The sequence below is a fragment of the Qipengyuania pacifica genome, from assembly GCF_019857205.1.
GTDB classification, from domain to species: Bacteria; Pseudomonadota; Alphaproteobacteria; order Sphingomonadales; family Sphingomonadaceae; genus Qipengyuania; species Qipengyuania pacifica.
Genome location: NZ_JAHWXO010000004.1, coordinates 200833 through 213444 on the forward strand (window position 1 = coordinate 200833; position 12612 = coordinate 213444).

General features: G+C 62.1%; 13 protein-coding genes and 1 tRNA gene. 10 read left to right on the forward strand and 4 right to left on the reverse strand.

Translation table 11 applies throughout. The features are described from left to right. Window positions 1-16: 16 nt before the first annotated feature. From KYK83_RS08325 to KYK83_RS08335, 3 genes are read left to right on the forward strand one after another with little or no spacing between them, the layout of a single operon-like run. On the forward strand, window positions 17-781 hold the full coding sequence (locus tag KYK83_RS08325; RefSeq protein WP_222827880.1) for an SDR family NAD(P)-dependent oxidoreductase: 765 nt from the start codon (window positions 17-19) through the stop codon (window positions 779-781). Continuing rightward, entirely contained in the window at window positions 778-1590 is an 813-nt protein-coding gene (locus KYK83_RS08330) for an SDR family NAD(P)-dependent oxidoreductase (protein WP_222827881.1), read from the forward strand. The genes KYK83_RS08325 and KYK83_RS08330 overlap by 4 nt, the downstream gene beginning before the upstream one ends. A gap of 11 nt (window positions 1591-1601) precedes the next feature. After that, the gene (locus tag KYK83_RS08335; RefSeq protein ID WP_222827882.1) at window positions 1602-2000 is read left to right on the forward strand and encodes a VOC family protein; all 399 of its coding nucleotides are present in this window, start codon (window positions 1602-1604) and stop codon (window positions 1998-2000) included. 56 nt (window positions 2001-2056) lie between these two features. Here the strand turns inward: KYK83_RS08335 and KYK83_RS08340 are convergent, their stop codons facing one another. Beyond that, complete coding sequence (locus KYK83_RS08340; protein WP_222827883.1) at window positions 2057-3679, reverse strand: carboxylesterase/lipase family protein; 1623 nt, start codon at window positions 3677-3679, stop codon at window positions 2057-2059. A gap of 16 nt (window positions 3680-3695) precedes the next feature. Continuing rightward, a complete protein-coding gene (locus KYK83_RS08345; RefSeq protein ID WP_248284342.1) occupies window positions 3696-4841 on the reverse strand; it encodes a dihydrodipicolinate synthase family protein in 1146 nt (381 codons plus the stop codon). Window positions 4842-5068: 227 nt separating this feature from the next. Here KYK83_RS08345 and KYK83_RS08350 point away from each other — a divergent pair, with 227 nt between their 5' ends. From KYK83_RS08350 to KYK83_RS08365, 4 genes are all read left to right on the forward strand, one after another. Then, entirely contained in the window at window positions 5069-6649 is a 1581-nt protein-coding gene (locus tag KYK83_RS08350) for a carboxylesterase/lipase family protein (protein WP_222827884.1), read from the forward strand. A 150-nt stretch (window positions 6650-6799) separates the two neighbouring features. After that, window positions 6800-7306 (forward strand): 2Fe-2S iron-sulfur cluster-binding protein, encoded by a 507-nt coding sequence (locus tag KYK83_RS08355; protein ID WP_222827885.1) that lies wholly within the window; start codon window positions 6800-6802, stop codon window positions 7304-7306. Further along, window positions 7306-8292: an FAD binding domain-containing protein gene (locus KYK83_RS08360; protein WP_222827886.1), complete on the forward strand. Its 987-nt coding sequence runs from the start codon at window positions 7306-7308 to the stop codon at window positions 8290-8292. Before KYK83_RS08355 ends, KYK83_RS08360 begins: the two co-directional genes overlap by 1 nt. Continuing rightward, entirely contained in the window at window positions 8289-10478 is a 2190-nt protein-coding gene (locus tag KYK83_RS08365; RefSeq protein ID WP_222827887.1) for a xanthine dehydrogenase family protein molybdopterin-binding subunit, read from the forward strand. Before KYK83_RS08360 ends, KYK83_RS08365 begins: the two co-directional genes overlap by 4 nt. Window positions 10479-10594: 116 nt before the next feature. On the opposite strand, the gene KYK83_RS08370 is transcribed toward KYK83_RS08365, so the two are convergent. Then, window positions 10595-10963 (reverse strand): PilZ domain-containing protein, encoded by a 369-nt coding sequence (locus tag KYK83_RS08370; RefSeq protein ID WP_283249929.1) that lies wholly within the window; start codon window positions 10961-10963, stop codon window positions 10595-10597. Window positions 10964-11145: 182 nt separating this feature from the next. Here KYK83_RS08370 and KYK83_RS08375 point away from each other — a divergent pair, with 182 nt between their 5' ends. Together KYK83_RS08375 and KYK83_RS08380 are read left to right on the forward strand one after the other, a co-directional pair. Continuing rightward, window positions 11146-11367: a hypothetical protein gene (locus tag KYK83_RS08375; protein WP_222827889.1), complete on the forward strand. Its 222-nt coding sequence runs from the start codon at window positions 11146-11148 to the stop codon at window positions 11365-11367. Window positions 11368-11444: 77 nt separating this feature from the next. Next, complete coding sequence (locus tag KYK83_RS08380; RefSeq protein ID WP_222827890.1) at window positions 11445-11618, forward strand: hypothetical protein; 174 nt, start codon at window positions 11445-11447, stop codon at window positions 11616-11618. Between the two features lie 80 nt (window positions 11619-11698). Here KYK83_RS08380 and KYK83_RS08385 read toward each other — a convergent pair. Beyond that, window positions 11699-11775 (reverse strand) — tRNA-Arg (locus KYK83_RS08385). Window positions 11776-11834: 59 nt separating this feature from the next. On the opposite strand from KYK83_RS08385, the gene KYK83_RS08390 reads away from it, so the two are divergent. Beyond that, on the forward strand, window positions 11835-12560 hold the full coding sequence (locus KYK83_RS08390) for a queuosine precursor transporter (protein WP_222827891.1): 726 nt from the start codon (window positions 11835-11837) through the stop codon (window positions 12558-12560). Window positions 12561-12612 lie beyond the last annotated feature (52 nt).

Genomic DNA, 12612 nt, shown 5'->3' on the forward strand with positions numbered 1-12612 from the left:
TGCAAGGGAGAGCACCATGTCGCTATTCGATCTGACCGGAAAGGTCGCCATCATCACCGGCTCCAGCCGCGGCATCGGCAAGGCTATCGCCCAGCAGCTTGCCGCGCACGGCGCAAAGGTCGTCATTTCCAGCCGCAAGCAGGAAGCCTGCGACGAAGTGGCCGCCGCCATCAATGCCGAACACGGCGAAGGCAGCGCCATCGCCATCGCGGCGAGCATTTCGGAAAAGGCACAGCTACAGGACCTTTTCGCGCGCACGAAGGAACAGCTCGGCGCCGTCGACATCCTCGTCTGCAACGCCGCGTCCAACCCCTATTACGGATCGATGGACGGGATCGAGGACGAACAGTTCCGCAAGGTTCTCGATAACAACATCCTCTCCAACCACTGGCTCATCCAGCTGGCCCTTCCCGACATGCGCGAAAAGCAGGACGGGGCGATCATCGTGATCAGTTCGATCGGCGGCCTGCGCGGGTCGACCACCATCGGCGCCTACAATGTGTCCAAGGCGGCGGATTTCCAGCTGGTGCGCAATTATGCCGTCGAAAACGGCCAGCACGGCGTGCGCATCAATGCGATCGCGCCGGGGCTGGTGAAGACCGATTTCGCCAAGGCACTATGGGAAAATCCCACGGCGCGCGAACGTGTGGAAAGCCAGCTTCCCATGCGCCGTATCGGCGAACCGGAAGATATCGCCGGGGGCGCGGTCTATCTCGCCTCTCCCGCCGCCAGATGGACCACCGGCCAGATGGTCGTGATCGACGGCGGCGCCACGATATGAGCGGCCGGCTCGAAGGCAGGGTCGCCGCCATCACCGGCGCGGGTTCGGGCATCGGCCGGGCCAGCGCACGGCTCTTCGCTGCCGAAGGCGCCCGCCTCGTCCTGTTCGACAAGACCGACGCGGTGGAAGAAACCGCAGCCATGGTCGAATCCGCGGGCGGACATGCGCTGGCGATGGTCGGCGATGCCGGCGAGGAAAGCGATGTCGCAGCGCTCGTCGCCAGGGCAACCGACAGCTTCGGCGCCCTGCACGTCATGTTCGCCAATGCCGGTATCACCGGCGGCGTGCGCGGCGGCTTTTTCGATGCCACACCGGAAGTCTGGGCGGAAGTGCTCCGCGTCAATCTTATCGGGCCCTTCCTCGCGGTGAAACACGCCGCGCCCGTCATTCGCGATTGCGGCGGCGGATCGATCGTGTGCACCGCTTCGGTCGCCGGCCTGCGCAGCGGTGCCGGTCCGGCGCAATATTCCGCCAGCAAGGCGGGCGTCGTGAACATGGTCCAGACCGCGGCGCAACAGCTTGCGGGCACCAATGTCCGGGTCAACGCGGTGCTGCCCGGCCTTACCGAAACCGGCATGACCCAGCCGATGTTCGACGGCGCGCGCGCTGCGGGCAAGGAACACAAGATCGGCCAGCTCAACCCGCTGCTGCGCGGTGGCCGCCCGGAAGAGATCGCGCATGCCGCACTGTTCCTCGCCAGCGACGAGGCAAGCTATGTCAACGGTCAGGCGCTGGCCGTGGATGGCGGCCTGTCCAGCTCGCATCCGACCTCGCGCCCGCCGGGCGATCCCGCCCGCCCCACTTCTTGAAGGACAAATCCTTGGACGACACCGATCCCGCCCTCTTCTCTTTCGTCAAGCTGACCGTATCCGATATCGATGCGGCGAGCCGCTTCTTCGTCGATGCATTCGGCATGACCCATGTCGATACGGTCGATACCCCAGCGTTCCGCGAACACATGATGACGGGCCGGAAAGGTTCGGCAACCATCGTGCTGTTCCACTGGAAGGATGGGCGCGCCATCGAAACCGGCAATGGCTATGGCCCGGTCGGCATGCTGACCCGCGACCTCGATGCCGATCTGGCGCGCGCGGTGAAGGCTGGGGCGAAACAGAAGGGCGAAACCGTCAGCTTCGGCCCCGCCCGGATCGCCTTCGTCCTCACGCCCGACGGGCATGAAATCGAAATGATGCAGATGGCGGCAAAAGCCGCCGCCTGATCGCTCGGTAAGTCGCCGTCCCGGATTATTGCCGGGACGGCGTCGATCCAGGGGACCTAAAGCGAACGTCCTTCAGGCAGCAGGCGCTGAAGCAATTCGCGCTCGGCGCTGTCCGGGTCGTTCACCACTTCGGGGTCGACATCGAAGATCATCGTCGCGCGTTGCTGGACATTGTAGGCCGGCCATTGCGGCAATGCGGCCGTGTTCGGATTGCCCGTACGCGCAAAGGCGATCCAGGCATCCGCCATCAGATCCGCCATGCGCTTCGTTTGCGCGGTTTCCGGTCCGGTATAGCTCAGCGAACGCGCCACATTGTCGAATACGAACGCGATATCCAGCGCGTGGGGCGTTTCCAGCCGGCCGCCTTCCACCGGCGTCTTCCAGTCCAGCCGGTACATGTAGACCGGCGCCGCCTGCGCGCTCTTGCGCTCCGCCTGGCGCAGCGCCGTGTTCCGGTAATTGCGGAACGTGGCCACCTGGAAGAACACGTCGCTCGCATCGTAATCGGGGTGGGCCTTGCGCATCCCGGCGATGATTTCGCCGACATCGGCATCGTCCACGAATGGGGTCAGTTTCGCGGGCAATTGCTCCCATGTCAGGGCGAAGTTTTCCGGACTGCCCAGCCCGCCCTGCAACCGCATCTCGTTATTGTTCGTCCCCACCAGCAGCGGGATGTCCGCCGAAACCGGGTTGGCGTCGGGCGCATAGGGCTGCCGAGTCAACGACCGTCCATCGACCACCGGGCGATAGAAGGCCGCCTTGCTGCGCGATTTCATCATCGCTGCCACGAAATCATCGATCGGCATGGCCGCAAGTTCTTCCACGCTCGACACGCCGGCCGTGGCCATCAGATCCTTTGCCAGCGGCGTGGCCAGACGCGGCGTGAAACCGGCCAGCGACATCGAACCCGATTGGGCGATGGCGCGCTGGAACAGCCCCCTGGCCTGCTCCATACCCATCAGGGTCGATACCTTGGCTGCCCCGCCGCTCTCGCCGAAAATGGTCACGTTCCCGGCATCGCCGCCGATCTCGTCCGCATGATCGCGCACCCATTCCAGCGCCTTCACGATGTCCAGGCTACCAAGATTGCCGCTATCGGCATATTTCGGATCGTCCGACAGGCCGGCCAAATAGCTGTATCCCAGCCCGTTCAGGCGGTGGTTCAGCGTGACGACAACCACATCTCCGCGCTCGGCAAGGCGCGATCCGTCATAACCATTGCTGGATCCCGATCCGGTGACGTAACCGCCGCCGTGCAGCCAGACCATGATCGGGCGTTTCTTCCCGTCGCTCAGGCCGCGCGTCCACACGTTCAGGAACAGGCAGTCTTCGCTCGTCCCAACCGAATTTTCCCATGATTTGAACACCGGCACATCGCCCGATGGACGCTGCGGGCATTCGCTGCCGAACTCCGTCGCGGGGCGCGCACTCGTCCACGGTTCCGGATCGGCGGCCAGCTGGAAGCGCCGCCCTTCGGTCGTGGCCGCATAACGGATACCGCGAAATACGTTTACATCGTTCGATGCGCCTTCGCGCGATCCCATCACCGCTCCGTATGCGGTTTGCAGTTGCGGCACATTGCCGGCCGATGCCGTTGCCCCTGCCCCGTCCATGGTGGTGCAGGCGGAAACGCTCAGTGCAGCGGCAGCCACGCCGATCATTGCAGCACGTAATCTCATGTTTCTCCCCTTCGATTCATTGTTCGGAATAATATGGCAGATCGCTCAGATCGCTGGCCCGCACACCGCGTGCCCATGCGGCCCTGCCGACCACGAATTGTTCTTCCGGCGCCTCGGTGGGCTCCAGTCCGGATGCGATGAAGGCTGCGCGCATGCCTTCGCGTGCTCTGGCGTCCAGCACCGGGATCGCACCCTCGGGTGCGTGGCTGTCCCGCGGCAGCAGGCCGCCGTTTCCGCCTGCCAGCCATTGGTAATAGCGATTGTGCTGCCAGGGATGTGCGCCCTTCCTTATCACCGGGGCCTGCACGGCGAAGAAATGCGACAACGCGGGCTCGATCTGCTGTGCCAGCGCATCGATCTGCGCCGCCTCGCCTGCGGCACAGGCCTCCAGCAGCCGATTGCCAAGCTGTTGCTGCGGGGTCTGCACCGCCTCCGCGTTCCACTGACCGCTCCAGCCGATCCGGAAATGGCGCGCCAGCAGCGGCAGGAAATCGAGATTGACCGGCCCCATCGACAGCCGATCGCCCAATCGCTCGCACAGCTGCATGGTCGATGTCAGCGATACCGGCTGCGAAATTTTCACCGCCACGACATTCTCGAGATCGGCGATGCGGTCGTAAACGTCCAGCGGCTGGCCAGCCGGGCCGAGATGGGGAAACGCACGCCTGCCCGTTGCCGCATACAGCATGACGGGCAGCGCAGTTGCCGAAATGCGCTGCGCCATCAGATCGTATAACTGATCAGCGCTGCTATCCGCGGGATAGGTCGATGCCAGCAGCACAAGGCTGGTCCCGATCTCTTCCAGCTTCTCCAGCAGCGCCTTGTCGTTTTCCACCTCCCGGCTGGCGATAATGCCATGGACAGGAAGATCGGTGCCCGCCTCGTCGATGACGATGCGATAGAATTCGCGCCAGTTGGGATCGCCGGGAAGCGTCCAGTTGATCATCGGCATGGTGCCGGAAAACCCCTGCGCGATCGCATGGCGGACATCGTGACGGATCGCTTCTTCGTCCAGCGTCCGTCCGTCTTCGCGAAATGTCGGCAGGAACAGGTTCATCAGTCCACGAAGATGGCTCTGCCCCCAGACCCGCTGGCTGGAATTGGCAGCGGGCGCGATCCGGTCGGCAACCGGGATACGGGCCGCAAGTCCAGGCGCCGCCATCAGCGCGGCACCCCCGCAAAGCGCCGCTCGGCGCGAAAAGCCCAAACCCTGCAAATTTCCGCTCTCCCGCTTTGTCCGGCACGCTCGACGACCGAACCTGCCTTTCAGAGATATAGCTTCATATCCTTGGCTTTGGATCTTTCACCCATACTCGAAATACGAAAAAGGCTTAACACGCACCCACAATTGGTTCTAGTGTCAATCGGCAGGACAAGGGAGAATTTGACATGATGACTCGGCGGCAGACTTTGGGATCGGCTTTGGCTCTTGGCGCAGCGGTAATGGCCAAACCCGCTCTGGGGGCCACGATGTTCCCGGTGGTCGAAACGGCCCGCGGCAAGCTTCGCGGTCTGGAATCGGGTGGCGTCTCGATCTTCCGCGGGGTCAGCTATGCGGCCGATACGTCGGGCAAGAACCGCTTCATGCCGCCGCAACCGGTCGAACCGTGGTCGGGTGTTCGCGATGCGCTCCACTGGACCGATGTCGCCCCGCAGATCCCGGGCGACCGGCGCCATGTCTATGCCGATCTCATCATGGTCGATCGCAATCCTTCGGGAATGGGGGAAGACAATCTCTCGCTCAATCTGTGGACACCAAAGATCGATCCTAATGCGAAAAAGCCGGTCATCGTGGTCCTTCACGGCGGCGGCTTCTATTCGGGGTCGGGCAATTCGGTCGGCATGGACGGCGAACAGATGGCGCGCTTCTCCGACAGCGTGGTCATCGCCATCAACCATCGCCTCGGCGCGTTCGGCTTCCTCCATCTGGCCGAATTCGGCGGGGATGACTTTGCCACCTCTGGCACGGTGGGCATGCAGGATATCGTCGCCGCCCTCGGCTGGGTGCGCGAAAATGTCGCGGCCTTCGGCGGCGATCCGGATCGCGTCCTCGTCTACGGCCAGTCGGGGGGCGGCGCCAAGACCAGCGTGCTGATGGCGATGCCGGGCGGCAAGGGGCTGTTCCAGCGCGCCGGCGTCATGAGCGGGTCTGCGCTAAAGATGATGCCGCCCGAAATGGCATCTGCCACGGCAAAGCGGCTGCTCGACGCGCTGGAAATCGCGCCCGGCGACGTGCGCAAGCTGCAACAGGTGCCCTGGACCACCCTGCTCGAAACGCAGGCCGGGCTCGAAGCGGCCGACCGTGCGCGCGGGGAAGCGCCTCGCAGCTTCGCTCCCGTCGTGGACGGCATTACCCTGCCGCGCCATCCGTGGGACCCGGACGCGCCCTCCATCTCGGCCGACGTGCCGATGATCGTCTCCTCCGTGCTGGACGAACGCTCCTATCGGATGGGGGATTTCGCGATGGACGAAGCGGGCCTCCTCGCCTTCGCGAAGGAACGCCTTGGCGAACGGGCGGCAGAAGCGGTCGCCGCCTACCGGGCGGAAGATCCCGATGCCAAGCCCTTCCTCCTCGCCGCGCGCATGGATTCCGATCTCACCTTCCGCAAGGGCGCTTTCGCGCAGGCCGAACTCAAGGCCCGGCAGGGCGGTGGCTCGGTCTGGACCTATCTGTGGACCGAACCCAGCCCCGCGGTCGATGGCCGGTTCGGCGCGGTGCACGGCATCGATGTCGCGCCCAGCCTCTACAACACGCGCGGCGCTCTCAACGGGTCCAGCCCGTCCGCCAACGAACTGGCGGCCGCCATCGCCGGAAGCTGGGCCGCCTTTGCCGCCAATGGCGATCCCAACAACGAACGCGTGCCCGAATGGAAACCCTATTCCGCGCCCCGGCGCACGACCATGATCTTCGATCAGGACCTGCGGGTCGAAGATGATCCGCGCGCCGAATTCCGTAAATACTGGCGCTGAACGCAAGATCCCGAAATCTGCCGGACACTGCCGTTTCAGCGGTGTTCGGCAGCCTGATCATACGTATGATTGACATGCTTTCGGGGTGTTTCTTGCTCGCCCCCCGGACCCTTCGCGCGCGACCGCAGTTAGGTCAGCAAGGAGGCCTTTGTGAGCAAAACCATCACCGTCAACGGAACCGAGCGTCCGATCCCCAGCGACCCTCGCGTGTCCCTTCTCGATTTTCTCCGCGAAAATGAAGGGCTTACCGGCACCAAGAAAGGCTGCGACCATGGCCAGTGTGGGGCCTGCACCGTCATCGTCAACGGCATGCGGATCAATAGCTGCCTGACCCTCGCCGCCATGCACGATGGCGACAGCGTCACCACCATCGAAGGCCTCGGCACCCCCACCTCCCCCTCCCCCCTGCAGGTCGCATTCGTCGAACATGATGGATTTCAATGCGGCTATTGCACACCGGGCCAGATCTGTTCCGCCACCGCGATGCTCGATGAAATCGCCGCGGGCTTCGCCAGCGATGCGAGCGAGGACCTGCTCGGCGAAATGCAGGCGAGCCCCGAAGAAATCCGTGAACGCATGAGCGGCAACCTTTGCCGCTGCGGCGCCTACGCCAACATCGTGACGGCTATCCGCGAAATCGCGCAGGGAGACGCCTGATGAGACCATTCGCCTTCCAGCGTCCCGATAGTCTTGCCCACGCGCATGAACTCACCGTGCCCGAAGACGCCACCGCCGTAGCCGGAGGGACGAACCTTCTCGACCTGATGAAGCTCCAGGTCGAAACGCCCGAAAGGCTGGTCGACATCAATCGCCTAGGCATGACCGAGATACAGGAAACCGCTGACGGCGGGCTGCGCATCGGCGCGCTGGCGACCAATACCGCGACCGCCAATGATGACCGGGTCCGCGCGGACTATCCGGTCCTTGCCCGCGCTATTCTGGCTGGTGCAACCCAGCAGTTGCGCAACCGCGCGACGACAGGCGGTAATCTGTGTCAGCGCACGCGCTGTTACTATTTCACCAATATCGATCAGCCCTGCAACAAGCGCGAGCCGGGATCGGGTTGCGGCGCCATCGACGGTATCGCCCATCTGCATGCCGTTCTGGGCACGAGTCCAAGCTGCATCGCGACCTATCCGGGTGACATGGCTGTGGCCCTGAGCGCGCTCGATGCGACAGTGGAGATCGCGAGCCCAGATAGCGATGAGCGCTCCGTTCCCGTCCGCGACTTCCACCTTCTGCCTGGCGACACCCCATGCCGCGATAACGTACTCGAACGCGGCGAGATCATCACGGCGGTTACCCTTCCTCGTCCAGTCAAGGCCAAACACCTCTACCGCAAGGTACGTGAGAGATCGTCCTACGCCTTCGCCTTGGTGTCGGTCGCCGCCATCGTGGCTGTCGAGGACGGCGTCATCGCCCGAGCCGATCTTGCCTTTGGCGGGCTGGCGCACAAGCCCTGGCACGACGCTCGTCTGTCCGAACTTCTGGTCGGCGAGGCGCCATCTGCTGCGCTGTTCGACAAAGCGGGCGACCTGCTGCTCGAAGGCGCGCGCGGATACGGCGAGAATGACTTCAAGATACCGCTTGCCCGCCGCACCCTTGCCGCGGTGATGGCAGAAGCGACGGAGACCGAGATATGAGCGCGCATCTGAAGCAGGATGAACCTGTCACGTCGAACCGGCTGGATGGGATGAAGCAGGGTATCGTCGGCCAACCCCTTTCCCGTGTCGACGGTCTGGCCAAGGTTACCGGCACCGCCCCGTATGCGGCAGAATACAAGATCGATAATGTGGCCGAAGGTGTTCTGGTCACTGCGCCGATAACCCGCGGTGAAGTCACATCCATCGACAAGGACAGCGTCCTTTCGATGCCCGGCGTCCTGGCGGTCCTAGACGATGAGCGCCTTACAACTCGCGCAGCGCAAGGCACGGCTAACGAGGCGCCGAAACAAGACCCGGCAACGGTTTGCTATTGGGGTCAGCCGATCGCGGTAGTGGTTGCAGAAACGTTCGAACAGGCGCGCGATGCGGCGAAGCATCTCAAGGTGGAATACCGCGTCCACGAAGGAGCGCCGCTCGATCCCCATCAGGTTGCGCCAGAAGAGCAGGAAGATGAGACCGTAAACCAGGGCGATCTCGATGCCGCCATGGCTCGGGCCGCGCATACGGTCGATGTGGAAATTGCGACCGAGGGGCATGCGTCCGCAGCCATGGAGCCACACGCAGCCATCGCGGAATGGAGAGACGATAAGCTCACTGTATATGCATCGCTGCAGATGCCAAATTACAATATCGCCGAACTGGCCGACAGTCTGGGGATGGAAGAAAGCAATATCCGCCTCGTATCCCGGTATGTCGGTGGAGGCTTCGGCTCGAAACTCGGCATTAGCGAGGAGACCGTTGCCGCAGCGATCGCTGCACGCGAGCTCGGCCAGCCGGTCCGCGTGGTAATGAGCCGCCAGCAGGTATTTCAATGCATCATGCGCCGCTCCGAAACGACGCAGAAGTTGCGATTGGCAAGTGACGAGGAAGGGAAACTCGACGGCTTTGCGCATCATGCGCTTGTGTCCAATCTCCCGGGCGAGGAATTTGCCGAGCCCGTGCTTCAGTCATCGCACTTTCTTTACGGCGGCGAGAACCGGCAACTGAAGCTCGAAGTTGCCCGCATTCATCGAATGACTGCTGGCTCGGTCCGTGCACCGGGCGAAGCTGTTGGCATGCCTGCACTTGAAGTGGCAATGGACATGCTTGCCGAAAAGTCGGGTGTGGACCCGGTCGAACTGCGGCTGCGCAATATTCCGGATCGCAACCCGGAAGAAGATCTGCCCTTTTCATCGCATAAGCTGGCCGATTGTTTGCGGCAGGGAGCAGAAAAATTCGGGTGGGATAGCGGTCCCAGAAAACCGCGTCAGCAGCGCGAAGGCGAATGGTGGATCGGCACGGGCATGGCGAGCGCGGCGCGCGTTCATAATGTCGGCGAAGCAAAGGCACATGTCACCCTAAAGAGCGATGGGACTGCCGTGGTCCAGAGCGATATGACCGATATCGGTACGGGTACCTATACGATCGTGGCGCAGATTGCTGGCGAGATGCTCGGCATCCCGATCGAAAAAGTATTGGTAGAACTCGGCGATACGAAACATCCCCGAGGCCCGGGTTCCGGTGGTAGCTGGGGCGCGGCGTCGATCGGATCGGCCGTATACGTCGCCTGCGAAGCGCTGCGCGAAAAGCTCGCCCATAGAGCCGGAACAAGCGAAACCGAGCTGGACCTGCGCGACGGCTCTGTCGTCGGAGGCAATTCGCTTGTTGAACTGCTGGATGGCGAAGACATCTCCGAAGTCGGTCATTACGAACCCGGCGAGATTGCGGACAGCCACACCGCGTCCGGCTTCGGCGCATTCTTCGCGAAGGTTCGGGTGAACCGCTTTACCGGAGAAACGCGCGTCGATCATATGCTCGGCGCTTTTGGCTTCGGCCGCGTACTCAACGAAAAAACGGCGAGGTCCCAGTGCCTGGGCGGCATCACCTGGAGCATCGGAGTCGCATTGACGGAAGCCCTGCTGTTCGATCCTGTCGACGGACATCTCGTCAACTGCGATCTGGCCGAATACCACGTACCCGTAAATCGAGATGTGCAAGATGTAGATGTCATGATGATGGAGGAACGCGATCCCGTTGCCAGCCCCATTCAGGCCAAAGGCATCGGCGAACTTGGAATGTGCGGGGGCGCGGCGGCAATCGCCAATGCAATATATAATGCATGTGGCGCGCGGCTCTTCCAATATCCCATGACACCGGATCGCGTATTGGCTGCCTTGCCGGATTGAATTGCTAACGATTGGAGTAGCCAAGGTCCTCGACCGGCACTGTCACTGCCGACCGTGCTTATTCCCAGCAATCCCAGAGCCTGACTACACTGCACAGGAGAAATTTACGCGATTGATCAACGGTTTCGGCGCCAGTGCCAGGGATCGCCTTCTACCGGCGCCAGAAAACGTCCGTCACTTCGCACCCTGATTGCAGCCTTTGCCAGCAAAGTGTCGAGATCGATCGGTTCGAACGCATGGATTGCAAAGCGGCGATGCGCCGTACGCACCACCTCACCGCGAATGGAAAGACTGCGATGCCGGATCTCAACGCAATCGCCCAAGGCCGGCGTGATCTCGGCCTTCAGCAACAAGCCGCTTTCCGACACGTTCACAATCAGAATATCCTGCCATTCATCACCGGATCGCATCTTGACTGGCATGGACACCATCTTGCGCTGGGACCTCTCGGTCTCTTTCGGAGTGCGATCCCAAAGCCAAGCCATGATTGCCCTGTAATCTTGGCTGGTTAGGCGCGGCCTAGCGGTAGCCTAAGCAATTATGCCTACCTTCTGGCATTAGATGCTCCCAGTTCTGGGCGCCAACTCCGCCGCGAACTGTTTGATTGGAACTTAACCAACTTCCCAATCGCTCTTCAGCTAGAGAGCAATCGGAGAAAGGAAAGATCATGGGCGAGTATGAACCCAACGATTCCCGCAATGTGACACAGACGAAATCGAATGTGCCGGGCGAGCCCGAACGAACGGGCCCGCGCGAAGGCGAAACGCGGGATCCACGCAAGGACGCGGACGAGGGCCAGATTCAGCGGAGCGGACACACGCCGGGCGGCAAGGACCTGTCACGAGGGTCGGAGCCGGCGACCGGCGCTGCCAGCAGACACCGCCGTTGACGAGCGACATTGAGCGGGCGCCCTGATGGGTGCCCGCTTTACCGTTGAAGGTAGATAGACAAGGCGGAGAGCAAAGCATGGGTCAGGATAATCGCAAGCATCCCGATGAGGGTGGCGCAAAAGAACGACATCCCAAACATGAAAAGAGTGACAAGAATCCGGCACTGAAAGAGGAAGACCGGCAAGCTCTAAAGAACCAGAGCAAGGCTGATCCGGAAGATTATCCGGACAGAGGCGTCAAACCAGCCTGACACGATATCGGCCTGCACCGGCCGAAGACCTTCGGGTGCCAAACAAGAGTGGCAGAAATGGACAAGGGTGCATGTTCAATTGGCGCGCCCGGCAGGACTCGAACCTGCAACTCCAAGCTTAGAAGGCTCGTGCTCTATCCAGTTGAACTACGGGCGCGCTCGCGGTTCCCCATAACGTCACTTTCGCGCCGGGCCAATCGGCACTAATCGTCTTTCATGGAAAAAACGCGATCGGCCTCGTCCCAGACGCAGTTCCGCTATTACGACCTCGTGATGGCGGCATTCGTTACGATCCTGCTGCTGTCGAACCTCATCGGCGCCTCGAAGCCGAGTTATGTGACGCTGCCCTTTATTGGCGAATGGTCGTTCGGCGCCGGCGTACTGTTTTTTCCGGTCAGCTATATCATCGGCGACGTGCTCACCGAGGTGTACGGATATGCCCGCGCCCGCAGGGTCATCTGGACAGGTTTTGCAGCGCTAGTGTTCATGGCCTTCATGGCCTGGGTCGTTGTGCAATTGCCGCCTGCTGCTGGCTGGCCGGGGCAGGCGGCATATGAATTCGTGTTTGGCAACAGTTGGCGGATCGTACTCGCATCCATGATCGCTTTTTGGGCTGGCGAGTTCGCAAACAGCTATGTGCTCGCGAAAATGAAGATCTGGACGCGCGGTCGCCACCTGTGGATGCGCACGATCGGCTCGACCGTAGTCGGCCAGGGGCTCGACAGTCTGATCTTCTATCCCTTGGCTTTCTGGGGTCTGGCGGGCTGGCCCGTTGAACTGCTGTGGCAGGTTGTCATGTCCCAATGGGCCATCAAGACAGCGTGGGAAGCCCTGCTTACTCCCGTGACCTATGCAGTTGTCGGTTCTCTCAAAAAAGCAGAGGGCGTGGAAGTCTTCGATACCGATACCGATTTTTCTCCGTTCTCTGCTTCAAGGAACTGATAGCGACGAAAAAGGGGCGACCCGCAGGCCGCCCCTCCCCTCTCCCCCAATT

Coding starts and splice junctions, on each gene's coding strand:
- KYK83_RS08325 (WP_222827880.1), top strand. CDS start 17: ATGTCGCTATTCGATCTGACCGGAAAGGTCGCCATCATCACCGGCTCC.
- KYK83_RS08330 (WP_222827881.1), top strand. CDS start 778: ATGAGCGGCCGGCTCGAAGGCAGGGTCGCCGCCATCACCGGCGCGGGT.
- KYK83_RS08340 (WP_222827883.1), bottom strand. CDS start 3,679: ATGAGATTACGTGCTGCAATGATCGGCGTGGCTGCCGCTGCACTGAGC.
- KYK83_RS08345 (WP_248284342.1), bottom strand. CDS start 4,841: ATGGCGGCGCCTGGACTTGCGGCCCGTATCCCGGTTGCCGACCGGATC.
- KYK83_RS08350 (WP_222827884.1), top strand. CDS start 5,069: ATGATGACTCGGCGGCAGACTTTGGGATCGGCTTTGGCTCTTGGCGCA.
- KYK83_RS08360 (WP_222827886.1), top strand. CDS start 7,306: ATGAGACCATTCGCCTTCCAGCGTCCCGATAGTCTTGCCCACGCGCAT.
- KYK83_RS08365 (WP_222827887.1), top strand. CDS start 8,289: ATGAGCGCGCATCTGAAGCAGGATGAACCTGTCACGTCGAACCGGCTG.
- KYK83_RS08370 (WP_283249929.1), bottom strand. CDS start 10,963: ATGGCTTGGCTTTGGGATCGCACTCCGAAAGAGACCGAGAGGTCCCAG.
- KYK83_RS08375 (WP_222827889.1), top strand. CDS start 11,146: ATGGGCGAGTATGAACCCAACGATTCCCGCAATGTGACACAGACGAAA.
- KYK83_RS08380 (WP_222827890.1), top strand. CDS start 11,445: ATGGGTCAGGATAATCGCAAGCATCCCGATGAGGGTGGCGCAAAAGAA.
- KYK83_RS08390 (WP_222827891.1), top strand. CDS start 11,835: ATGGAAAAAACGCGATCGGCCTCGTCCCAGACGCAGTTCCGCTATTAC.